Origin of the sequence: Halomonas sp. EF61 (assembly GCF_040147045.1) — a bacterium.
GTDB lineage: Bacteria > Pseudomonadota > Gammaproteobacteria > Pseudomonadales > Halomonadaceae > Halomonas > Halomonas litopenaei.
Genome location: NZ_JAMSHM010000002.1, coordinates 995,684 through 1,018,371 on the forward strand (window position 1 = coordinate 995,684; position 22,688 = coordinate 1,018,371).

Annotated in this window: 19 protein-coding genes; 7 read left to right on the forward strand and 12 right to left on the reverse strand. The window is 65.1% G+C overall.

The window, feature by feature from the left end; all coding sequences use genetic code 11:
- The first annotated feature begins 13 nt into the window (after positions 1-13).
- Genes NFI08_RS13265 through NFI08_RS13285 form a run of 5 tightly spaced genes read left to right on the forward strand, consistent with a single transcriptional unit; the run spans position 14 to position 3,049 of the window.
- Complete coding sequence (locus tag NFI08_RS13265) at positions 14-757, forward strand: ATP-binding cassette domain-containing protein (RefSeq protein WP_108131365.1); 744 nt, start codon at positions 14-16, stop codon at positions 755-757.
- Positions 744-1,457, forward strand: coding sequence for a TIGR04283 family arsenosugar biosynthesis glycosyltransferase (locus NFI08_RS13270; protein ID WP_240184170.1), 714 nt, complete (start codon positions 744-746; stop codon positions 1,455-1,457). Before NFI08_RS13265 ends, NFI08_RS13270 begins: the two co-directional genes overlap by 14 nt.
- The gene (locus NFI08_RS13275) at positions 1,447-2,184 is read left to right on the forward strand and encodes a TIGR04282 family arsenosugar biosynthesis glycosyltransferase (RefSeq protein WP_240184169.1); all 738 of its coding nucleotides are present in this window, start codon (positions 1,447-1,449) and stop codon (positions 2,182-2,184) included. The genes NFI08_RS13270 and NFI08_RS13275 overlap by 11 nt, the downstream gene beginning before the upstream one ends.
- Entirely contained in the window at positions 2,109-2,762 is a 654-nt protein-coding gene (locus NFI08_RS13280; protein ID WP_083970172.1) for a sigma-70 family RNA polymerase sigma factor, read from the forward strand. The genes NFI08_RS13275 and NFI08_RS13280 overlap by 76 nt, the downstream gene beginning before the upstream one ends.
- Positions 2,759-3,049 (forward strand): zf-HC2 domain-containing protein, encoded by a 291-nt coding sequence (locus tag NFI08_RS13285; RefSeq protein ID WP_108131363.1) that lies wholly within the window; start codon positions 2,759-2,761, stop codon positions 3,047-3,049. Before NFI08_RS13280 ends, NFI08_RS13285 begins: the two co-directional genes overlap by 4 nt.
- A 256-nt stretch (positions 3,050-3,305) precedes the next feature.
- Here the strand turns inward: NFI08_RS13285 and NFI08_RS13290 are convergent, their stop codons facing one another.
- Positions 3,306-3,800 carry a DUF302 domain-containing protein gene (locus NFI08_RS13290; protein WP_240184168.1) on the reverse strand — a complete coding sequence of 165 codons (495 nt, stop codon included), beginning with the start codon at positions 3,798-3,800 and terminating at the stop codon, positions 3,306-3,308.
- Between the two features lie 287 nt (positions 3,801-4,087).
- Here NFI08_RS13290 and NFI08_RS13295 point away from each other — a divergent pair, with 287 nt between their 5' ends.
- Positions 4,088-4,780 carry a DUF3047 domain-containing protein gene (locus tag NFI08_RS13295; RefSeq protein WP_108131362.1) on the forward strand — a complete coding sequence of 231 codons (693 nt, stop codon included), beginning with the start codon at positions 4,088-4,090 and terminating at the stop codon, positions 4,778-4,780.
- 2 nt (positions 4,781-4,782) lie between these two features.
- Here NFI08_RS13295 and purU read toward each other — a convergent pair whose 3' ends face one another.
- The 8 genes from purU to gbcB all read right to left on the reverse strand — a co-directional run bounded on the left by purU (position 4,783) and on the right by gbcB (position 15,390).
- Entirely contained in the window at positions 4,783-5,667 is an 885-nt protein-coding gene (gene purU, locus NFI08_RS13300) for a formyltetrahydrofolate deformylase (protein WP_045991005.1), read from the reverse strand.
- Positions 5,664-6,332 (reverse strand): sarcosine oxidase subunit gamma, encoded by a 669-nt coding sequence (locus NFI08_RS13305; protein WP_108448120.1) that lies wholly within the window; start codon positions 6,330-6,332, stop codon positions 5,664-5,666. The genes purU and NFI08_RS13305 overlap by 4 nt, the downstream gene beginning before the upstream one ends.
- Positions 6,325-9,366 carry a sarcosine oxidase subunit alpha family protein gene (locus tag NFI08_RS13310; protein WP_108448119.1) on the reverse strand — a complete coding sequence of 1,014 codons (3,042 nt, stop codon included), beginning with the start codon at positions 9,364-9,366 and terminating at the stop codon, positions 6,325-6,327. The genes NFI08_RS13305 and NFI08_RS13310 overlap by 8 nt, the downstream gene beginning before the upstream one ends.
- Positions 9,363-9,728, reverse strand: coding sequence for a sarcosine oxidase subunit delta (locus NFI08_RS13315; RefSeq protein WP_108448118.1), 366 nt, complete (start codon positions 9,726-9,728; stop codon positions 9,363-9,365). Before NFI08_RS13315 ends, NFI08_RS13310 begins: the two co-directional genes overlap by 4 nt.
- Before the next feature lie 14 nt (positions 9,729-9,742).
- Complete coding sequence (locus NFI08_RS13320; RefSeq protein WP_108448117.1) at positions 9,743-10,993, reverse strand: sarcosine oxidase subunit beta family protein; 1,251 nt, start codon at positions 10,991-10,993, stop codon at positions 9,743-9,745.
- 93 nt (positions 10,994-11,086) lie between these two features.
- A complete protein-coding gene (glyA, locus tag NFI08_RS13325) occupies positions 11,087-12,394 on the reverse strand; it encodes a serine hydroxymethyltransferase (RefSeq protein ID WP_108448116.1) in 1,308 nt (435 codons plus the stop codon).
- A 525-nt stretch (positions 12,395-12,919) separates the two neighbouring features.
- On the reverse strand, positions 12,920-14,128 hold the full coding sequence (locus NFI08_RS13330; RefSeq protein ID WP_349589919.1) for a GlxA family transcriptional regulator: 1,209 nt from the start codon (positions 14,126-14,128) through the stop codon (positions 12,920-12,922).
- Positions 14,129-14,283: 155 nt separating this feature from the next.
- Positions 14,284-15,390, reverse strand: coding sequence for a glycine betaine monooxygenase reductase subunit (gene gbcB / locus NFI08_RS13335; protein ID WP_108448192.1), 1,107 nt, complete (start codon positions 15,388-15,390; stop codon positions 14,284-14,286).
- 360 nt (positions 15,391-15,750) lie between these two features.
- Here gbcB and gbca point away from each other — a divergent pair, with 360 nt between their 5' ends.
- Entirely contained in the window at positions 15,751-17,037 is a 1,287-nt protein-coding gene (gbca, locus tag NFI08_RS13340; RefSeq protein WP_108448114.1) for a glycine betaine monooxygenase oxygenase subunit, read from the forward strand.
- Between the two features lie 213 nt (positions 17,038-17,250).
- Here gbca and NFI08_RS13345 read toward each other — a convergent pair whose 3' ends face one another.
- The 3 genes from NFI08_RS13345 to NFI08_RS13355 form a co-directional block, all read right to left on the reverse strand.
- Positions 17,251-20,733, reverse strand: coding sequence for a putative bifunctional diguanylate cyclase/phosphodiesterase (locus tag NFI08_RS13345; RefSeq protein ID WP_349589922.1), 3,483 nt, complete (start codon positions 20,731-20,733; stop codon positions 17,251-17,253).
- Between the two features lie 385 nt (positions 20,734-21,118).
- Positions 21,119-22,270, reverse strand: coding sequence for a sugar diacid recognition domain-containing protein (locus NFI08_RS13350; RefSeq protein WP_108448112.1), 1,152 nt, complete (start codon positions 22,268-22,270; stop codon positions 21,119-21,121).
- Positions 22,271-22,389: 119 nt separating this feature from the next.
- Complete coding sequence (locus tag NFI08_RS13355; RefSeq protein WP_108448191.1) at positions 22,390-22,665, reverse strand: hypothetical protein; 276 nt, start codon at positions 22,663-22,665, stop codon at positions 22,390-22,392.
- Positions 22,666-22,688: the final 23 nt, after the last annotated feature.

Consider the following 22,688-nt stretch of genomic DNA (forward strand, 5'->3'; position numbering starts at 1 on the left):
ATCCGAGCCCACCATGTCACAGACACCAGACACACGATGCCACCTTCCCCCCACGTCTCCAGCGAACCCGACGGGCGCACTGGTCTTCGATCGGGTCGTGATCTCGCTGGACGGTGCCCCCCTGGTATCACTGAATGCTCAGGTCGCCCCCGGCGAGGTGGTCAGCGTCATGGGGCCTTCCGGTGTCGGCAAGTCCACCCTGCTGGCCTACGCTGCGGGCTTTCTCGCCCCCGCCTTTGACGCCCAGGGCGAGGTCCGCCTCGGTGACAGGCGAGTCACCGACCTACCAGCCTCGGCCCGCCGACTCGGTCTGCTGTTCCAGGATGCGCTGCTGTTTCCCCACCTCAGCGTCGCCGGCAACCTGGCCTTCGGCATGCCGTCGTCTGCCAGCCGACGCGAGCGCCGCGAGGCCATCGAAGAGGCCCTGGCGGATATCGGTCTTGCCGGATTCGGTGAGCGTGATCCGGCAACGCTGTCCGGCGGCCAGCGCGCTCGCGTCGCGCTGATGCGCACCCTGCTGTCGCGTCCCCAGGCGATGCTGCTGGACGAGCCCTTCTCCAAGCTCGACGCCGCGCTCCGCCAGGAGATGCGTGACCTGGTCTTCCAGCGCATCCGCGACCATCGTCTTCCGGCGCTGTTGGTCACCCACGACAGGGCAGATGCCGAGGCAGCGGCGGGCCCGATCGTCGAACTGGCGGCCGCCACCGAAGCCCCCGCCGGGGCCGCCTGGCAGGGTGCCCGCCGTGCATCTCGCTGAACCAGGGTCCGAAGTCGTCGCCCCACGTCTGTGTGTGGTCATTCCCGTCCTCGATGAGGCAGCGACCATCGTCGCGGGTCTTGAGCGGCTATCCGAGTGGCGCCAGCAGGGCGTCGAGGTGATCGTCGTCGATGGCGGAAGCGACGACGATACCCGGGCGCTTGCCCGTCCCCTGGCCGACCGGGTCATCGATGCCCCCCGCGGAAGGGCGCGCCAGATGAACCAGGGCGCCGCTGCGGCGAGTGCGCCGTCCTTGCTGTTTCTGCACGCCGACACTCGACTGCCCACGGCGGCCATGCCGGCGATACTGAAGGCGCTGGAGAAACGCCACTGGGGGCGCTTCGACGTGCGCATCCTGGGCCGCTCACGCTGGTTATCATTGATCGCCGCCTGCATGAACCTGCGCTCACGCCTGACCGGCATCGCCACCGGCGATCAGGCGATGTTCATGCGTCGCAGCGCCTTCGACGCCGTCGGTGGCTTTCCCGACCAGCCATTGATGGAAGACATCGAAGTGTCCAAGCGCCTCAAGCGGCTGTCGCCTCCCGCCTGCCTTGGCTTCAAGGTGCTCACCGACGGTCGCCGCTGGGAGCAGGGCGGCGTGCTGACGACGATATTGCTGATGTGGCGACTGCGCTTTCGCTATTGGCGAGGGGCCGATCCCGTTCGCCTGGCCGAGGAGTATCGCCATGTGCGCTGACCACGATAGCGACGGGATGGCAGCCAGCCCGGATCTGGCGAATAGCCAGTCGCATAGCCAGGCGTGCGGCCAGGGGCTCGGCGATCAGCACCGTGTTCACCACGAGGATGGCCTGAAGCTGGCCATCCTGGCCAAGGCGTCGATCCCCGGCCAGGCCAAGACGCGGATGATTCCCGCCCTCGGCGCCGAAGGCGCTGCTCGTCTCCAGCACAGACTGATCGAGTACACCCTGAAGACGGCGCTGGAGACGACGTCCGCGCGCAACATCACGCTGTGGACGGCGCTTGAGCACGACCATCCGTGCTTTGTCGATATCCGTCAGCGGTTCGGCGTGACGCTGAGACCACAGCCTGAAGGCGACCTGGGGGTACGCATGCACGCGGCGCTGTGCTCGGCAGGTGGCCCGAGCCTTCTAATCGGCACAGATTGCCCGATATTGGATAAGACATTACTAAAAACTTGTCATAAACGGCTTAAAGACGCAGATAGCGTCTTTCTTCCGGCCGAGGACGGCGGCTATGCTCTGGTTGGAGTTCGTCGCCCCGATCCCCGTCTCTTCCGAGGAATCGACTGGGGCACGTCCAGCGTCATGTCCCAGACGCGCACACGTCTTGCGGAGCTTTTGTGGACGCTGGAGTGTCCAACGACCGTATGGGACCTGGATACGCCCCAGGACCTGGCTCGCCTCGCCGACATGGAAGCCCTCGCCCTGGAGATTCTGCCGTGACCCAAGAAACGCTCACCGACCGCCACAAGAAACTCGCCGCCGTGCGCCCCCGCCTGGTGTCCTTCGCCCGCATGCACCTGCGCGATCATGCCGCCGCCGAGGACGCCGTGCAGGAAGCCATGATCGCCGCCATCGAGAAGAACGACAGCTTTTCGGGGCGCTCCGGCTACGAAACCTGGGTATTCGGCATCCTCAAGTACAAGCTGCTCGACCAGATGCGCCAGCAGAAGCGTCATGGTCGCTGGGAGCCCTTCGATGAAGAGCACAGCGACGACGCCATCGACCGCATGTTTCAACAGGATGGGCACTGGGCCGCCGATGCCAAGCCCCAGGCATGGAGCACCCCGGAGCAAGCGTTCGAGAACGAAAATTTCTGGAAAGTATTCGACGCTTGTATGCTGAGTCTTCCAGAAAACGTGGCTCGCGTTTTCTCCCTGCGCGAATTGATGGGCCTTTCCACCGACGATATTTGTAAGGAAGTGGGCATCAAGGAAAACAACGCTTGGGTGATCCTGCATCGGGCTCGCCTCAAGCTTCGCGCTTGCATTGAAAAGGGATGGAAGGAGGACGCGGCATGATGATGTGCAAGGCCGCTACGCGGCTGATGTCAAAGCAGTTGGATGCCCCCCTGACGGCCAGGGAGCGTATTTCGCTGCGGTTTCACTTGATGTTGTGCTCGGCCTGTCGCAACTGCGAAAAGCAGTTCAGCATGCTGCACCGGGTCGGCAATGCCTATAACGGCACAATTGATAAACCCCAGGACGGTACGTCCCCTGGCGCGACTACCGACAACGTCGCCAGTGATCAGGACCTGCTGAAGGTAAAGGAAGCGATGGCCGAGGCGGAGACCCGTCGCCAGAACTGAAGGACTCGGCTGACGGACTTGGCGCAAGGACCTCGACTGCCCTACCTCGACTGCCCTACCTCGAGGGAAGCATCTCGCTGGTCGACCCACCATTCTGCCTCCCCCTGGCGGGCCACCAAGGCAGCCCGCCGACGGGGCGCCAGTTACCCCCCACCTGAGTCAGCCTCAAGCGATTGCGTGCCAGATCCCCGGTAAAGAGGTCCCGAGCCGGACCCGGTGAGCAAGGCTCGGGAGATGCCTGGGCAAGACCAGGCCATCATTGCTGGCCCGCTGCCTCCCGCGCCAGCCCGGTCAGGGCCTCGGCGATCTTGTCCACGGGCAGCTCGCAGTCCTGCAGGCCGTGGCGCTCCACCAGGTAATGAGGGTCGTTCCACTCGATCACCAGGTGATCTTCCTGCTGGCGAACCAGCATCTTCTGGGGAAGATCCAGCGCGACACTACCCTCGCACTGCATCAGTCGAGTGCCCACCTCGGGCTTGCCGAAGATGTAGGTGCGTGTCGCTGGCAATTCCAGCTCCACCCCGGCGGCGTTGGCCTGGTGGTCCATGCTTGCCATCAGTCCCATTCCCCGTTTTTCCAGCCCCTCCTTGAAGCGAGATTCCACCGCCTCCAGGCTATCGGTCGACGTCAGACTGGCGATACCGCTGTCGCTCACCTCGACCTCGCCCTGCGCCCAGGCCATGGTCGCCATCGATCCCGCCAGCACGCTGCCCAGGCACAGGGTGAACATCTTGCGATAGCACTGCTTCATGATGGAGCTTCCTTTCCAGGTCAATGTGCCTACAGCATGGTCGCCGGTCCCCGACCACCACAAGGGGAAATCTCTCACAATCCGGGTTGACGCTGTGTAAGGTTCAACGCCGGGGCGACGACCCAGCACCCATAGCCGACGCGACTGGGCATAGTGCGCACAACTGCAGCTACACGATGTGCGCACAGGCGATGGTCGCCCACACGATTTGCACCTGAGGGTTCATATCGTTCATATCGTTCACGTCGTTTCAGCCGCTTCCCCGATTGCCGACGACAGGAGCCTGCATGGCCCGGATTCTTCCCCTTCGCCACCTCGCTGCCCCACCGCCGCGTACCCTGACCTGCGCCCTTGTCTCGGCTGCGGTCCTGATGGCCTCCTGCGCCCAGGCCCAGACCTTCAGCCCGCGCGCCATGCTCGACTGGCCAACCAAATCCTTCGCCGGCGAAACGGCCTACCGACTGGTCGAGCACGATGGCGTCAGCGTGCTCGAAGCGCGCTCCCGGGGGCAGGCCTCGGCCCGCTATCTGGAGCGCGACATCGACCTCGGCGAGACGCCCTACCTGCGCTGGTGCTGGCAGGTATCCGGGGTCTATTCCGGGGTCGACGAACGCACAGAGAGTGGCGACGACTATCCCGCCCGGGTCTACGTGGCCAGACGCACCGGCCTTCTGCCCTGGCAGGTGGAGTCGGTCAACTATGTGTGGTCATCGAATCAGCCGGCAGGCACCAGCTGGCCCAACGCCTTTACCGATCGTGCCGTCCTGCTGGCGCTGCAAAGCGGAGGTGCCAAGGCTGGTCAGTGGGTCGGCGAGGTGCGCGACGTGGCCGCCGACTACCGTCGACTGTTCGGCGCGAGCCCCGACGGCGTCGATGGCCTGGCGCTGATGAGCGATGGCGACAACGCCGGAGGCGACGCCACCGCCTGGTTCAGCAAGATGGAGTTCAGCGCCTCGTCGTCGCCGCCTGTCTGTCCCTGACGTCAGCGCTGGAAGACCACCGTGCGCGAGCCGTTGAGAAACACCCGACGCTGCAGGTGCAGGGTGACCGCCCGGGCCAGGGTGATGCACTCGATGTCACGCCCCCGGGCCACCAGGTCCTCGGCGGTATCGGCGTGGGTGACCGGCTCCACCCCCTGGGTGATGATCGGGCCTTCGTCCAGGTCATCGTTGATGTAATGGGCGGTCGCCCCGACCAGCTTGACGCCCTTCTCGAAGGCCTGGTGGTAGGGCTTGGCGCCCTTGAAGCCGGGCAGCAGCGAGTGATGGATATTGATCGCTCGACCGGCCAGGCGTTCGCTCATCTCGCTCGACAGCACCTGCATGTAGCGCGCCAGGATCACCAGCTCTGCGCCACTGTCCTCGACGATCCGCCATACCTGGGCCTCCTGCTCGGCCTTGGTCTCGGCGCTGATCGGCAGATGGTGATAAGGCAGCCCGTGCCACTCGGCCAGCGGCGCCAGATCGGGGTGGTTGGACACCACCGCCTTGATGGCCACCGGAAGCTGGCCGGTACGATAGCGATAGAGCAGGTCATTGAGGCAGTGATCCGCCTTGGAAACCATGATCACCACCGGTGTGAGGCGCTCTGGTGAGGTCAGCTCGAATGCCATGGAGAACGGCGCCGCGCGCTCGGCAAAGGCCGCCTCGAAGGCGCCTGCATCGAGCTCGCCCTCCTCGGGAGGGCGAAACTCGGTGCGGATGAAGAAACGACAGGAGCTGCTGTCGTCAAAGGACTGCTGCTCGGTGATGTAGCAGCCCTGCTCGCGCAGAAAGCGGGTGACCACGTCCACGGTGCCAAGACGACTGGGGCACTGGGCGGTCAGGATCCAATGGGTCGTGCGCACGGCGCTCACGCTGATCGTCATGTCGTCTCCCCGGCGGTGACGTCACGCTCGACGCCGATGGCGAACTCCTCACCGGCATCGAGCAACCAACGATAAACGTAGTCGGCGAAACTGCGCCGCACCACCAGCTCCCAGCGTCGCTCGTCGGGGCGACGCAGGATGACGCTAGTCTTGGCCAGCACCGTGGTCACCCCCTTGCCCACCGCAAAGTGGCGCGGGTGAACGTCGTAGACCACCGACTTCATCAACAGCTCGCGCATGGCCTGGTCATCACCGGTCAGCTCGATCACCGTCTGACCGGCGCTAACGTCGGAGAAGGCCACGCTGGCGTCGCCCAGGGCGCTGCGCAGCGCCGTCTCCACGCGGAAGGCGTCACCCTGGGGCAGCACGGCAAGCCACTCGTCGGGACTTAGCCACTGCAGCGAAGCCCTATCTCCCTGACTGAGTTCCAGCGGACGCGCCGGCAACGACAGCCCCAGCACCGCGCGCACCGCCTCGTCGAGCACGATGGCACCACCGCGCAGGATCAGATGGTCGTGCTGGCGTTCGCGCATCATTACCCGCGAGTGGGTGCCGGGCGCCGGGCAGCCGACATGCTGAAACGACCAGGCCAGCGGTGACTCCAGGGGGATGCCTTCGTCCGGAAAGGCATCAAAGGTACGGGCACGTTCTATAGCTTCAGACATTCTGGCGCTCCCCCTTGGGGTCAAGGAAGATGGTGGAAACGATCTCGGCCTCGTGGACCTTGCCGTCGACACAGGGTAGGTAGACGGTCTCGCCCATCCGCTGGTGGCCACCCTTGACCACCGCCAGGGCGAAGCCGGTTTCCAGCGTCGGGCTGTAGTAGCTCGAGGTCACGTGGCCGACCATCGGCATGGGAATCGGATGGTCAGGGTCGAGCACGATCTGGGCGCCCTCCTCCAGCACCACCGACGGATCCCTGGGTTTCAGCCCCACCAGCTGCTTGCGGTCCTGGCGCGCGGTGTCGCTGCGGGTCAGCGCCCGCTGGCCCACCCAGGAGAACGGCTTGTCGTAGCCTACCGCCCACTGCATGCCCAGATCCTCCGGGGTCACCGAACCGTCGGTGTCCTGACCTGCGATGATGAAGCCCTTCTCGGCACGCAGCACGTGCATGGTCTCGGTCCCGTAGGGTGTCAGGTCGTACTTCTCGCCGTGGGCGAACAGCGCCTTCCACACGTGCATGGCAGCGTGGGCCTGGACGTTGATCTCGTAGGCCAGCTCGCCGGTGAAGGAGATCCGGAACACCCGTGCCGGCACCCCGGCCACCTTGCCCTCACGCCAGTCCATGAAGCGAAACGCCTCGCGATCCAGATCGATGCCCTCGGTAAGCTCGCTCATCAGCTCCCGCGCCCTGGGGCCGGTGACGGTCATGGTGGCCCAGTGGTCGGTGACCGAGGTAAAGCTCACGTCGAGCTCCGGCCACTCGGTCTGGTGCCACAGCTCCAGCCACTCGAGCACTCCCGCGGCGCCACCGGTGGTGGTGGTCATCAGGAAGTGATCCTCGGCCAGACAACTGGTGGTGCCGTCATCCATGACCATGCCGTCGTCCTTGCACATCAAGCCGTAGCGCACCTTACCCACGCCCAGCTTGGCCCACTTGTTGGTGTAGATGCGGCCGAGAAACTCGCGGGCGTCCGGCCCCTGGATATCGATCTTGCCCAGGGTCGAAGCGTCGAGGATGCCGACGCCTTCGCGCACCGCGCGGCACTCGCGCATCACCGCCTCGTGCAGGGTCTCGCGCTTGCCGTTGACGGTCCTGGGGAAGTACCAGGGCCGCTTCCACTGGCCCACGTCCTCGAACTCGGCGCCCTGCCCGACGTGCCACTGGTGCAGCGCGCTGTAGCGCTCGGGATCGAACAACGCACCGCAGTGGCGACCGACGATGGCTCCGAAGGTGACCGGGGTATAGTTGGGCCGGAACACGGTGGTGCCGACCTCGGGAATCGAGCGCCCCAGGCAGCGCGCGGCGATGGCCATGCCGTTGATATTGCCAAGCTTGCCCTGATCGGTACCGAAGCCCATGGCGGTGTAGCGCTTGACGTGCTCAATGGACTCGAAGCCTTCCCGGGTGGCAAGCTCGATCCCGGCGGCGGTGACGTCGTTCTGCAGGTCGACGAACTGCTTGGGCGCCCGCAGGGTCGGCTTTTCGTGGGGCACCTGGAACAGCGCCACCGCCGCACCGTCTCGCCGCGACGCTACCGCCGGCAGTATAAGCTCGGCACCCTCGAAGCCGGCCTGGCTCGCCGCCTCGAGGCCGGCGTCGCGACCTTCCGCCAGCACCTCGGCCAGGCCAAAGGTGCCGCCGGCTGCACCGGCCGCCAACATGCCCCTGGGCAGGTTGGGCACGAAGGCGATCAGGTCGTCGCGCCAGCTCGGCCGCGTTCCGGTATGGGAGGCCAGGTGAATCACCGGACTGAATCCACCGGAACTGGCCAGCGTGTCGCAGTCGAGCGTCTCGCTGGCGCCGGTAACGCGAAAGGCGTCGATATCGATGGCGGCGACCCGCGCTGAGGTGACCCGCTGCTCGCCCCTGGCCTCGACCACGGCAGAGCCCGGCAGGATGCGAATACCGCGAGCCCGGGCGATCTCGACCAGTTCACCGTCGGGTGCGGGGCGGGCGTCGGCCACCGCCACCACCTCACGCCCGGCATCCAGCCAGTCGAGCGCGGCACGGTAGCCGTCGTCGTTGCCGGTGGAGACCACCAGCCGCTTGCCCGGCACCACACCGTAACGGCGGATGTAGGTGGACACCGCCGAGCACAGCAGATTGCCCGGCACGTCATTGCCGGCGTAGACCAGCGGACGCTCATGGGCCCCAGTGGCCAGCACGACGCGCGCGGCGCGCACCCGATGCAGGCGCGAGCGCGACTGACGCCGTCCCTCCACTCGAGGCGCGCAGTGGGCCAGGTGCTCGCTGCGCCGCTCGTGCAGGGTGACGAAGTTGTGGTCGTGGTAGCCGTTGGCGGTGGTACGCGGCAGCAGCGTCACCTCGGGGTTGGCGGCAAGCTCCTCGAGCACCTCCTCGACCCATTGCCACGCCGGACGATCGTCCAGCAAGTCCTGCCCGTCCAGCAGCGAGCCGCCAAAGAGCTCCTGCTCGTCGCACAGGATCACCCGGGCGCCGCTGCGCGAGGCGGCCAGGGCGGCAGCCAGTCCCGCAGGCCCTGCCCCGATCACCAGCACCTCGCAGTGGCGATTGATGTGGTCGTAGATATCCGGGTCGTGCTCCAGCGGGCTGCGCCCCAGCCCCGCGCTCTTGCGGATATAGCGCTCGTAGGTCATCCACAGCGAGGCCGGCGCCATGAAGGTCTTGTAGTAGAAGCCGGGGGGCATCAGCTTGCCGCCAAGCTTGCCGATGGTCCCCATCAGGTCGCGCTGGACGTTGGGCCAGCCGTTGGTGGAACGTGCCGTCAGCCCCTCGAACAGGGCCTGCTGGGTGGCGCGCACATTGGGCACCTGCTCGGCTTCGGCCTGGCCGAGCTGGACCACCGCATTGGGCTCCTCGGCACCGGCGGCGACGACGCCGCGGGGACGCGAGTACTTGAAGCTGCGATTGACCACGTCCACCCCGTTGGCCAGCAGCGCCGAGGCCAGGGTGTCCCCGTGAAAGCCGGTGTACTCCTTGCCATTGAAGGTAAAGCGCAGGGGTGTGCTGCGGTCGATCAGTCCCCCTGTGTCGAGGCGATTGGGCTGGCTCATGCGCGAACCTCCTGGGCGGCGGTGGCGATATAGCTGTCGTCAAGGGACTCAGGCGCGGACGCCACCACCCCGTCGGGGTTGTCCCGGGTAAAGCGCGGTCGCTCGCCGATGCGATAGGTCTCGAGGATTTCGTAGCTCTGGGTGTGGCGCGTCACGTTGAAGAACTTGCGACAGCCCACCGCGTGGACCCACAGCTCGTGGTGGATGCCGCGGGGGTTATCGCGGAAGAACAGGTAGTCGCCCCACTGCTCGTCGGAACAGCCGGCCGGATCCTCGGGGCGTGCGATGTGCGCCTGACCCCTGGGATGAAACTCCTCTTCCTCGCGCCACTCGTCGCAGTAGGGACAATGGATATGGAACATGGAAACCTCCTGAATCAGTGGGCGACACCGGCGGCGCCGTGTTCGTCGATCAGCGCGCCGCTGTGGAAGCGGTCGATCGAGAAGGGGGCAGCCAGCGGATGCATCTCGCCCTTGGCCAGGCTCGCCGCGAACACATGCCCGGAACCGGGGGTCGCCTTGAAGCCACCGGTGCCCCAGCCGCAGTTGAAGTAGAGCCCCTCGATCCGGGTCTTCGACAGGATCGGACAGGCGTCCGGGCAGGTATCGACGATGCCGCCCCACTGCCGGTTCATGCGCACCCGCGAGAAGATCGGGAACATCTCGACGATGGCCTGCAGGGTGTGCTCGACGGTGGCGTAGCTGCCACGCTGGCCGTAGCCGTTGTAGCCGTCGATGCCCGCGCCGATGACCAGGTCGCCCTTGTCGGACTGGCTGATATAGCCGTGCACGTGGTTGGACATCACCACGGTATCGAGCACCGGCTTGAGCGGCTCTGACACCAGCGCCTGCAGCGGGTGGCTCTCCAGCGGCAGGCGCAGCCCCGCCAGCGAGGCCATCACCCCGGAGTTGCCGGCGGTCACGCAGCCCACGGTGCGAGCCTCGATATCGCCGCGATTGGTGTGCACCCCAAGGATGCGGCCGTCACGGATCTTGAACCCGGTCACCTCGGTCTGCTGCAGGATGTCGACGCCGAGGGCATCGGCACCTCGGGCGTAGCCCCAGGCCACGGCGTCGTGGCGGGCGACCCCGGCGCGGGGCTGCCAGGAGGCCCCCATCACCGGGTAGCGCGCGTTCTTCGAGCAGTCGAGGATCGGCACGATCTCCTGCACGCCCCTGGCGTCGAGCACCTCACCGTCGATGCCGTTGAGCCGGTTGGCGTTGACCCTGCGCTGGATGTCGCGCATGTCCTGCAGGGTATGGCCAAGATTGAGCACGCCACGCTGGGAGAACATCACGTTGTAGTTGAGATCCCGGGACAGCCCTTCCCACAGCTTCATCGAGTGCTCATAGAGCGCGGCGGCCTCATCCCACAGATAGTTGGAACGCACGATGGTGGTGTTGCGGGCGGTGTTGCCGCCGCCCAGCCAGCCCTTCTCGATCACCGCGACATTGCGCACGCCAAATTCCTTGGCCAGGTAGTAGGCGGTGGCCAGGCCGTGGCCGCCACCACCGACGATGATCACGTCGTAGGCGGCCTTGGGGGTCGGGTTGCGCCACTGGCGCTGCCAGTTCTCGTGGTGACTCAGGGCGTGGCGGGCCAGCGCGAATCCGGAGTAGCGTTGCATAGGGTGTCCCTCAAAACTCTGGGCTAGAGCGTGTCTGAAAAGTGCCTGGGCGGTCGCTGGTGCGTCACGACCGCCGGGGGGGCATCATGCCGATCAGGCCGGCTCGGCAGCGGCTTGCCGAGGGGTCGGATAGACCGGGTGGCGCGCGCACAGCTCGCCGACCCGCTGGCGTACGTCGGCCTCGATGGCGGCGGTGTTCTCGCCACGGGCCAGCACGTCCAGCACATCGCAGATCCAGCCGGCAAGCCGCTCGCACTCTTCGGCATCGAAGCCGCGGGTGGTCACCGCCGGGGTCCCGATGCGCAGGCCCGAGGTGACGAAGGGGCTCTGCGGGTCTCCCGGTACCGCGTTCTTGTTGACGGTGATGTGCGAGCGACCCAGGGCTGCGTCGGCGTCCTTGCCGGTGATCCCCTGGCGAATCAGCGAGACCAGAAACAGATGGTCTTCGGTGCCGCCGGAGACCACGTCGTAGCCGCGCTCGAGAAAGGTCCCGGCCATGGCCTTGGCATTGACGATGACCCGCTCCTGGTAGCGCACGAAGTCCTGGTTCATGGCCTCGCGGAAGGCCACCGCCTTGGCCGCGATGACATGCATCAGGGGGCCGCCCTGCTGGCCGGGGAAGACCGCGCCGTTGAGCTTCTTGTACAGCGCCTCGTCACCGCTGGCGGACAGGATCAGGCCACCGCGCGGCCCGCGCAGGGTCTTGTGGGTGGTGGTAGTGACCACGTGGGCGTGGGGCAGCGGGCTTGGATAGAGCCCGGCCGCCACCAGACCGGCGACGTGGGCCATGTCCACCAGCAGCCAGGCGCCGACGCTGTCGGCGATGGCGCGAAAGCGGCGCCAGTCGACCACCTGGGAGTAGGCCGAGAAGCCGGCGACGATCAACTTGGGGCGATGCTCCCTGGCCAGACGCTCGACCTCGGCGTAGTCGATCTGGCCGGTGGCCTCGTCCAGACCATACTGCACCGCGTGGTAGTGCTTGCCGGAGAAGTTCGGTGCCGCACCATGGGTCAGGTGGCCGCCGTGAGCCAGACTCATGCCGAGCACGGTATCGCCGGGGGACACCAGCGCCATGAAGGCGGCGGCATTGGCCTGGGCGCCGCTGTGGGGCTGCACGTTGGCGTAGTCGGCGCTGAACAGCGCGCAGGCCCGCTCGATGGCCAGACGCTCTACCACGTCGACGTGCTCGCAGCCGCCATAGTAGCGCTTGCCGGGATAGCCCTCGGCGTACTTGTTGGTCAGCTGGGTGCCCTGTGCCTCCATCACCGCCGGACTTGCGTAGTTCTCGGAGGCGATCAGCTCCACATGATCCTGCTGGCGAACGACCTCGTCGGCGATGGCCTCGGCGATCTGCGGATCGAACCTGGACAGTGACGAGCTGGACAGATGAGCGCTTGGCATGGGGTATCTCCGGTAATGGCGAAGCGCCTCTTCGCGGCCGCTTTCGCCTGGTCGATGTTGTCGTTGTGATGGCTGACGAAGACGGGCAGTCCCCCGCCTCCAAGGTAAGCCGCTATCCCGGCGCCGACATTCTGGAAACGACATCGGCGTCGCCGTCAGGGACATCGACGCTGCCCGGACCGGCCCAGACCGGCCCAGACCGGCCCAGATGGGCCCAGATGGGCCCAGACCGGCCCAGATGGGCCCAGATGGGCCCAGATAGGCCCAGACGGGCCCAGATAGGCCCAGACGGGCCAATACGGGCAAAGCCCGGCCCAGACGAGCGCAGGTGCCCGGCGGGATAAGGTCATTGAAGCCGAGCGGCTCCTTCAAAACTTGAACAAATGCGACAGCTTTGTTGGACGCAGGCATGAGCCGAGCGCCGTGGACGAGCGCTTGGATGACGTTGCCAGCGGCACGATCAGGGGAGCTATCAGCGGCACTATCAGGAGCAATATCAGGGGCAATTGCGCCAGCGGGGGGCGCTCAGCGATGCCCCAGGCGTGCACCGACATGCAGAAAGAAGGGGTCGACGCCGGCCTCCTCGCGACCGACGGGATCGCGACGCAGACGTGAGGGCGACTGTCCGAAGGCGCTGCGGAAGTGGCGGGAAAAGTGGGCGGTGTCGGCGAAACCACAGCGCTCGCCGATCTCGGTGACGCTATGGTCGGTGAAGTACAGAAGCCACAGACCGTAGCGCAGGCGCAGGTCACGGGCGAACTTCTGCGGGCCGACACCGAAGGCCTGGCGAAACTTGCGCTCGAGCCCCCGACGCGAGGCGCCGGCGCGCGTCGCCAGCTCATCCACCGACAGCGGCTCGCCCAGATGCTGCTCGAGAATTGCCACGGCACGACGCACGATGCGGTCCTCGATGCGATCGAAGACCACCGGCTGGGGCTGGGAGTGGTCGCCGCTTCGGTGGCCGTCCAGCAGCATGATATGCAGGCTCTTGCGTGCCCAGGCGCGTCCCAGGTGGCGCTCCACCAGATAGGCGGCCAGGTCCGCCGCCGCAGCACCACCGGCACAGGTCAAGCGGTCGCCATCGTCGACATAGAGGCGGTCGGGCACCGCGCTGACGGCGGGAAAACGCCGGGTCAGATCCAGGTGGTGGTACCAGCTGACGCAGCAACGCCGCCCCTCCATCACACCGGCCTGGATCAGCGAGTAGACCCCGGTGCACACCCCCACCAGCGGCACGCCCAGCGCTGCCGCATGGCGCAGATAGTCGAGGGTGCCGCCATCTCGATCGGGGCGGTTTCGCTCGAGAGCCCGTCGTTCAGGGCTCGTTCGCTCAGGGCTATCAGCTTCCTCGCCTTCCCCCAGCACCCCGCCGATAACCACCAGGTAGTCGAACTGGCGGGGATCACAGAAAGGCTGCCCATGACGCCCCCCTATCGGCTCGCAGGGCGAGATCACCGCACCACAGCTCGACGCAACCTCGGCGCCATCCTCTGACAGAAAGCGCCAGCGGCAACGTAGCTGACGACTGCGATCGCCCTCGTCGGACGCCAGCCGCAGGCAGTCGACGAAGGCAGCAAAGGGCAGCAAGGTAAAGCGCGACAGCAACACAAAGCCCACCGACAGCGCCGGCGTGAGCGGCTCGCCGCCAGAGACATCGGCGTGCCCTTGCTGTGCTGACGATGGTGCCGGCGATGGCCGTGATGGATGGAGCGGGTGCAGGGGCGAGGATGGCATGGCGTCCAAATACCAGCAAAAATCAGACTCCAGCCTAACCGAATTTCTCACGGCCCTCCTATTTATCAACGCCATACAGAGTCACCTGCACCGGACGGTTACACCACTGCCGCGCTGGGTGGCCCACGACCCTCCTCCGCCGGGAGCCACCGCCGCTACCAGTCCACCGTGACGTTACCCCTGGGTCGACTGCAGCAGGACAGGATGAAGCCCTCGGCCACGTCCTCGTCGGTGATGCCACCGTTGTGTTCCATGTCCACCTCACCGGCGACCAGCGGCACCCGGCAGGTGCCGCAGATGCCCATGCCGCAGGCCTTGGGAATATGCAGTCCGAGCTTTGAGGCCGCAGCGTGCACGGTCTCGCCCGGCTGGATGCGCACGCTCTTGCCCGCCGAGGCGAATTCGACACAGTGCATGTCGGCCGCCACAAGCTCCTCGGCCTCCGCCTCGGCCTGCTCCGCCAGCTCGTGGACGTCTTCCTGGACGTCGACCGGCGTGGCACCGAAGGATTCCTCGTGGTAGCGACTCATGTCGAAGCCACGCTGGGTCAACAGACGCCTGACCGCCGACATGAAGGGCGTGGGCCCGCAGCAGAAGACCTCTCGATCCAGAAAATCAGGCGCCATCAGCTCCAGCATGGGCTCCGACAGGAAGCCGCGGAAACCCGACCAGGCCTGGTTCAGCTCGTTGTCCCGTTCACACACGATATTCAGCCGGAACTCGGGAATCCGCGAGAAGATATGCTCAAGCTCACGGTGAAAGATGATGTCCCTGGGGGTCCTGGCGCAGTGGATAAAGGCCAGGTCCACCGCCGCATTGGTATCGAAGAACCAGCGGGTCATCGACATCAGCGGCGTGATGCCGACACCGCCGGAGAGCATCAGCACCTTGTCGGCGGTGTGGTCGATGCAGTTGAAGTCCCCCACCGGACCGTGCACCGCCAGTTCGTGGCCCACGTCCATCTGGTCATGCAGCCAGTTGGAGACGCGCCCCCCCGGCACCCGCTTGACGGTGATCGAGAAGCTGTAGGGGATGGAAGGTGAACTGGCGATGGTATAGGAGCGGAAGACGCACTCACCGTCGACCTCGAGCTCCAGAGTGACGAACTGCCCCGGCTTGAAGAAGAACATCACCGGCTGCTCGGCCATGAAGCAGAAGGTTCGGACGTCCCAGGTCTCCTGGATGACCTTGACGCAGCGCACGACGTGGCGGCCATTGGCCCAGGTCTGGGTGGTCACCGGATTGAGAAAATTCGTCACCATGGCGGTTTCGCTCGCAGACAGTCGGCGGTTCATCCAGGCCCCGAACCTCGTTCGAGGCCTGGTCATTGAGCGCATTCTGCCCCTCGCTCCTCGCGCGCCACTTGTCTGATCGCGACATCAGCATACTCGAATCCTCCGGCCACGCTCGCTGCAGCGACAAAGAGGTCGCAACGGCATCATCTGGTGTCGCCGCCAGATACCCAGGGTCATCCCCCTTGCCCCAGACTGCGCAGCATGACAACCGCGACGCACGCCAGCCGATAGCGCCGCTAATGCTTTCCCCTGATCCATAGCGGCGCCCCTTGCCATGGGCCACCGCGCCCATCGACACCGCATCTATCGCATCACGAGGAGTGCACCATGGAGCCCATCGCCCATCTCAATCTGGAGGATCCCCTGGGGGACGCCCGTCGTTTCGCCCTGGAGACGATGTCACATCACCCCTTCGGCTTCTCGTTGCCGCAGCCGTTCTACAACGATGAACGACTGTTCCAGCTCGACATGCAGACCATCTTCGAGCGCGAGTGGATCTTCGCCGGCATGAGCTGCGAGATTCCCGCCAAGGGCAACTTCATCACCCTCGACATCGGCCATAATCCGGTGGTCATCGTGCGCGGCGATGGCGACGCCATTCACGCCTTCCACAACACCTGCCGCCATCGCGGATCTCGCCTGTGCTCCACCGAAAAGGGCAAGCTGGCCAAGCTGGTGTGCCCCTACCATCAGTGGACCTACGAGCTGGACGGACGCCTGCTGTTCGCCGGCACCGAGATGGGCGAGGACTTTCGACTCGAGGACTACGGACTCGCCCCGGTCGCGCTGACCGAAGCCGGCGGCTACCTGTTCGTCAGCCTCGCCGAGAATCCGCCGGACGTGAGCGACCTCAAGGCCATCTTCGACAGCTACCTGAGCTTCTACGACATGGCCAACCTCAAGGTGGCCGTGACCACCACCATCGAGGAGCAAGCCAACTGGAAGCTGGTGCTCGAGAACAACCGCGAGTGCTACCACTGCAACGGCTCTCACCCGGAGCTGATCAAGTCGCTCTACGAGTTTGACGACACCGAGGACCCCCGTGCCACGCCGGAATACCGCAGTCTGGTAGCACGCAAGCAGCAGGAGTGGGACGGCCTCGGCATCCCCTGGAAGATGAGCTGGGCGGGAGGCAAGCGCAATCGCCTGACCCGCACCCCGCTGGTCGAGGGCACCGTGTCCATGACCATGGACGGAAGGGCCGCCTGTCGCCGGCCGCTGACCCATCAGGGCATCGAGGACATGGGCTCCCTGCGCATCCTGCATCTGCCCAATAGCTGGAATCACTTTGTCGGCGACCACGCCGCGGTGTTCCGGGTGTTGCCGCTGGGTCCCCAGCGCACTCAGGTCACCACCAAATGGCTGGTCCACAAGGATGCGGTGGAGGGTGTCGACTACGACGTCGAGAACCTGAGCCGGGTATGGGACGCCACCAACGCCCAGGACCGAAGGCTTGCCGAAGAGAACCAGCGAGGCATCAACTCCCTGGCCTATCGCCCCGGCCCCTACTCCCCCACCTACGAATACGGGGTGATCGACTTTATCGACTGGTACCGCACCACCTTGGCAGCCAATCTGGGCAGCAGCCCAGCATTGAGCCTGGCCAGCGGCTAGGCGCTGGCGGAAAAGCCCCTGCGCTCGTCGACATTGCGGCCCCCTGGGTGTCTCTCTGTCACGGCCTGGTGTCTCGACCTGCTGACATAGCCTGTTGACATAGCCCGCTGACATAGCCTTCTGAAACAGCCTGCCGTCATCGCTTGCCCTGAAGCCAGCCCTGGTGTCGTCTTCAAGACGACACCAGGGCGGATTTCAGGACTCCGCGGTCGCTCAGCGTCGGCGCGCTTCCGCCCCAATCAAGTCCTGCCGATCCATCGGGACCTCCTGCTGCGGCGCCAGATGGGGGCGACGCAGCAGGCCGGCAAGCTCCCGGAAAGGCACCGGTCGAGAGAACAGATAGCCCTGGAAGGTGGTGCAGCCCAGGTCCTTCAGGGCGGCACATTGATGCGGTGTCTCGACCCCTTCTGCCAGCGCCTCGAGGCCCAACTCCTGGGCCAGGGTGATCACGCTGCGACAGACCGCGATATCTCGTTCACTGTCCAGGCACTGGGCGACAAAACCACGATCGATCTTGATCTTGTCGATGGGCAGGGACTTGAGGTAATCGAAGCTCGAGTATCCCTTTCCGAAGTCATCGATCGCCGTGGTGACCCCGCGGGCCGCCAGGGCCCCCAGTGTACGAGCCACGCGTTCCTGGTCATCCAGCAACATGCCTTCGGTGATTTCCAGCTCCAGACACTCGGCATGCAGGTGGGTCTGATCCAGCGTCTGGCACACGCTCGATAGAAAATCCATGCGATGAAATTCCAGCGGTGACAGGTTCACCGCCACCCGCCCCGGCTTGAGTCCACTTCGCCACAGGCGCTTGGCGTCGTAGCAGGCCCTGCGCATCACCCAGCGCCCCAGATCGATGATCTGGCCGGTTTCTTCGGCCAGTGGAATGAACTCCGACGGTGAGACCCAGCCGAATTCGGGATGGGACCAGCGTATCAATGCCTCCAGACCGGTGATCCTGCCCTCGCCATCCACCTGGGGCTGATAGAACAACTGCAGACGCTGCTGTTCCATGGCAATACGCAGCGCGTTGCGCAGGGTCACATGACGCCCGGGGACACCGTCGAGGGTGCGTGTGAACAACTGATACTGGTTTCGCCCGCGTTGCTTGGCCTGGTACATGGCCAGATCGGCCTGCTGGATCAGCCGTTGTGGCGACAGGGTGGTCCCGGTGTCCAGCAAGGCGATCCCGATACTCGCGGATATCTGCAGCTGGAAGCCGTCGACGCGGCAGGGTTCACGCAACTGGTTCAGCAGACGCTCGGCCACCGCGATGGCCTTGTCCTTGCCACCGATATCCACCAGCACCAGCACGAATTCGTCCCCGCCCAGACGCGCCAGGGTATCCGAGCGTCGCTGCCCTCGGCTCAGGCGTTTGGCGACCTGTATCAGCACGCGATCACCGACCTCATGCCCCAGGCTATCGTTGATCGGCTTGAACGCATCCAGATCGATGAACAGCACCGCCAGCCCCTGCCGATGACGTGTCGCCAGGGCTACGTCGTGCTCCAGTCGGTCGGCCAGCAGGGTGCGATTGGGCAGACCAGTCAGGGCGTCGTGGGTGGCCTGGTGGGCCAGCATCTCTTCCTGAACCTTGCGCTGACTGACGTCATCGACGATGCCGATGTAGTGACTTACCCCTTCGCGGAGCGCATGCACCGGCGAGAGCGTCAGGTCGTACCAGCGACCGCCTCCTCCTCCCTGGCTGGCCAGCGCAGTGACCGAGCCCGGCTGCTGGGTCTTCATCCAGTGACAGATCTCGGCTTCGGTCACCGGGTCCAGACACATGGTCCTGGCAAGCTCACTCGCCAGCAGTCCGGTCACCGAGGATGCCGAAGCATCCAGCATGCGGCACAAAGCAGCGTTGGCATACATCACGGGGCAGCCCCTGGACTGGGCGTCGAAGATCACGACCCCATTGCTGCTCTCCCTGAGGCAGTGCTCCATGATCGACAGCCTGGCTTGCTCCTTCTGACGCAGACTGATGTCGGCGAAACTGGCGAAAAGGCCCACACAGGCCGCCCTCACCCGGACCTGCTGCAGGCGTATCCTGAAGGTAGAATCCGCGATCGAGCACTCGAACACCACGGACCGCTGTCGCCCGGTCATGACATTGTCGAAGTGCTTCATCAATTCATCGGGCGCATCACCGCATCCCAGCAGTCGACTGGCTACCTCGGTGAAGGGTCGAGCGATAGCCTCCCCTGCGCGGTCACCCAGAGCTTCCGTGGCAGAGTCGTTGAGCGCACCGATCAGGCCCGAACGTCGAACCTGCAGCATCGGCACGGGGTGCAGTCCGAACAGGGAATGAAACTCCTGTTCACGCGTCGCCAGCGAAATCGCCTGCTCTCTACGCAATCGCGCCAGCGCAATCCAGGTCATCAGTTGATAGGTGACAAAAAGGCCCAACGCCAGCAACAGCGCAGGCAATAGCACCCACTTGAGCGACAGCGGCTTCGATGCCTGAACCCGCAGCAGCGTGCCGCCAGCCAGGGCAATATCGTCTCGCATCACGCCGGCCAGCCTGCCGCGCTCGACCCAGACCTCGCGGGCAGCATGATCCAACGCTTCTGCTGGGCGGAGCCCCGACAGCGACAGGTTCGCCGTCAGTCCTTCACTCATATGCTCAAGCCACAGCGTCGTGTCGACCAGTACGACCAGCCGGGGGCCCGCAGCACCGAAGCTGTTGACCTCCAGCAGCGCCGCGCCTTTGCCCGGAATCCACCAGCGCATGGCCTCGTTCTGACGCTGTTCGAGCCAACTTCGAACCTCGTGCAACGCCAGCATTTCTTCGAGTCGAGACGTCGCCCCACCACCGTCAGCGGGGTTCCAGCGCAATGCGCCCTTGTCCTGCCACCAGACGTAGGCAGGCACCTCTCCCCGGGCTGCGGGACCGGTGGGTTCCGGCGACCCTCCTGCCTGGGTCAGCGGAAGGCTCCATTCGCTCCAGCCCAGGCGGTAGCGTTCTTCCCAATTGGCGATGCGCTCACTCAAGGCATCCAGCTGCGTGCTCAGATCCTGTTTCAGATCGAGCGAATAGAGGTGGTAGCCCCCAAAGCCCACCAGCATGCTGAGACTGGTGCCGATAAGCCCGACCTTGATCACCCTGGGCGCCAGCCGTCGCAAGCTCAAGCTGCGCTGGCGGGCGACCAGCCAGAAGATGACTCCGTAGGTAAACACCATGACGGTGCCAAGCGGTCGAGACTCGAACAGTACAAGGCGCCAACGAGGGGCATCCTCCGTCGTCCAAAGGATCGAAAATCCCAGCGCACCAGCCACCATGCACACGATTCCCAAGGCCGCGTAGCGCCTGCGCCCGACGCCTCGACCGTGCCACAGACAGAAGGCGAACAGCAGCATCAGCAGCAACGACATTGCCGGCAGCGCCTCGAGGCTCACCTGACGATTGACTTGATCAAGCAGCCATAGCCCTTGTCCCAGGCTGTACCCCAGCAGCGCCAACGAGGCCAGCCGCCTGACACGATCACAGCCGATAACCAGCGCCAGAATACCGAGCGTCGCCAGCAACGACGCCACCGCGCCCGAACGGCTGAAAGTCAGAAGATCGAACAGGAACAATGAGGACGAGGAGGAGGCGAACAGGGTATGCAGGGCCATCAGGGCCCCGAAGGTCAGCACCACCAGCAGCAGTGGCGGAAAGCCCAGACTCCGCTCTTCCTCGGACTTCCAGTCACTCATCGGCCGGCCTCTGTGATGAAGGAGCGTCCAGATGGGCGGCGCAAGCCTCCTGGGCGAACGCCTTAGATCAGCCCGCCTCAGGGGAAAGCTGCACAGATTTGTCTCCCTGCTAATTATCCTGCACAAAATGTCGCTACGACTCTCGGTAACTAATTCGTAATTTAATGTAAGAAAAAAGCCACAAGCTAAGCGCCGTGGCTTCACATTCTTATCGCGGGCAAGTCCTGACGGCAGACTTTGTGGCAACCACCACCCTACCTGCAGACACACCAGCAGGCCCGATGCCCCCTGCGACATGATGACGGACAGCATCTAGGCACTACCTCGCAAGCGACAGCTCGCAAGCCGCCGCTCGCCACCCGCGAGAAAGATCAGCCTGTGGGTTTCAATGAGCGCCGTCGCCGGACGACAGCTCCAGACCCAGGAAAAGCTCCACCAGGCCGGTGAAGCGATGGGGAGAAATACCGGTAATCTCTTGGATGCGATCCAGCCGATAGCGCAGGGTGTTGCGATGGACATGCAGGGCATCGGCGCAGCGACTCAGGTTGCCCTCGTGCTCGATCAGCATCGCCAGGGTCTTGAGCAGGCGCCCATGGCTGTCGGCGCCACGAATGCGCTCGACCGCCTCGCGCAACTGCTCGCCTTGCCAGCCATCGTTCAGTGGCGACAACAGCACCGGAAGGCGCAGCTCGTCGTAGTGATAGGTCATTCGCTCGGGAAACTGGCGCTTGCCGATCGCCAGTACCTGCCGAGCGCTCTCGTAGGACAGGTGGAGGTGGCCGGGTGCATCGAAGGCGCGCCCGACGGCGACCTTGGCCCCGTGAATATCGTGGCGTGCCAGTCGCGCCAGCAGGGCTTCGATAGTCCCGTCGGGGCCTGGGTGTGCGCCCTGCCTGCGCTGTCCAGCCTGATCCACCACAGGCTGGAGCACCAGAACGCGATGGGGTGAGACCTGGGTGACCAGGCTGTCACGGGCCAGAAGCTCCATCAGTCGCTGCATGGCGTCCAGGTCTGCGCTGGGCGATCCTCTGTCCAGCTCGATCAGTACCGCCAGTCGCTGACAGGCGACGTCGATCCCCAGTCGCTCGGCCCAGTCATGAAGTTGCTCGGAAGAAAGCTCAGCGTTGACCCATGACAGGATAAAACCTTCCCGGTGGCGCTTGGCCCACTCAAGCTGACTCAGCATGTCGGCCTGTTCGACCAGCATCTCGGCGGTCACCTTGACCAGCCGCGCCGCCTGACGTACCTGCGATGGCGGACCGGTGATACCGAGCACTCCCACGGTCTCGCCGGCGCACTGAAGCAGCAGATTGATGCCCGGTCGCGCCCCCTTGAAGGCATCGACGTCATGCTCGGATATCTCGAGTCCATTGCCACGCTGAAGCGCCAGCATTGCGCCATCATGCAGGGTACCCAGACGCGAGTGATCACCGCTGGCGATGATCACTCCGCGCGCGTCCATCACGTTGATGTTGGCGTCGAGAATATCCTGGGTCTTGTCGATGATCTGCTGTGCGAGCTCAGCGCTCAGAATCATGGGGCCACCTGCCGCCGCTGGCGAAGAAACGCCATCTTCGCCTTGCGACTGAGCGGCTGCAAGCCGGCGGTCCGGCCTGCGCCCCAGGCTGAGCCATAGACGGCACCATAGACGGCGCCCTAGGCTAGGCCCTTCCCTGCTGCCCTGGATTCGCCATTATCATCGAGCCCCAGCAGGTGGGCCTGGATGGCCTGTTGGACCGACGGCAACAGCACCTCCTGCTTGTCCATCAATTCGCGCACCAGCGCCGCAAGGCCGGGCAGGCCGACCTCACGTGCCTTGAGCCGGGCCATCCTGGCGCAGGTCTCGGGGCAGGCATCCTCGGGCAGGCGCACTCCCAGCGCCAACAGCCGATCACGAAAGTCACGACCGTCGATCAGCTCGGCAATCATCATGGTGGGTGACTCCTTGTTGCTGT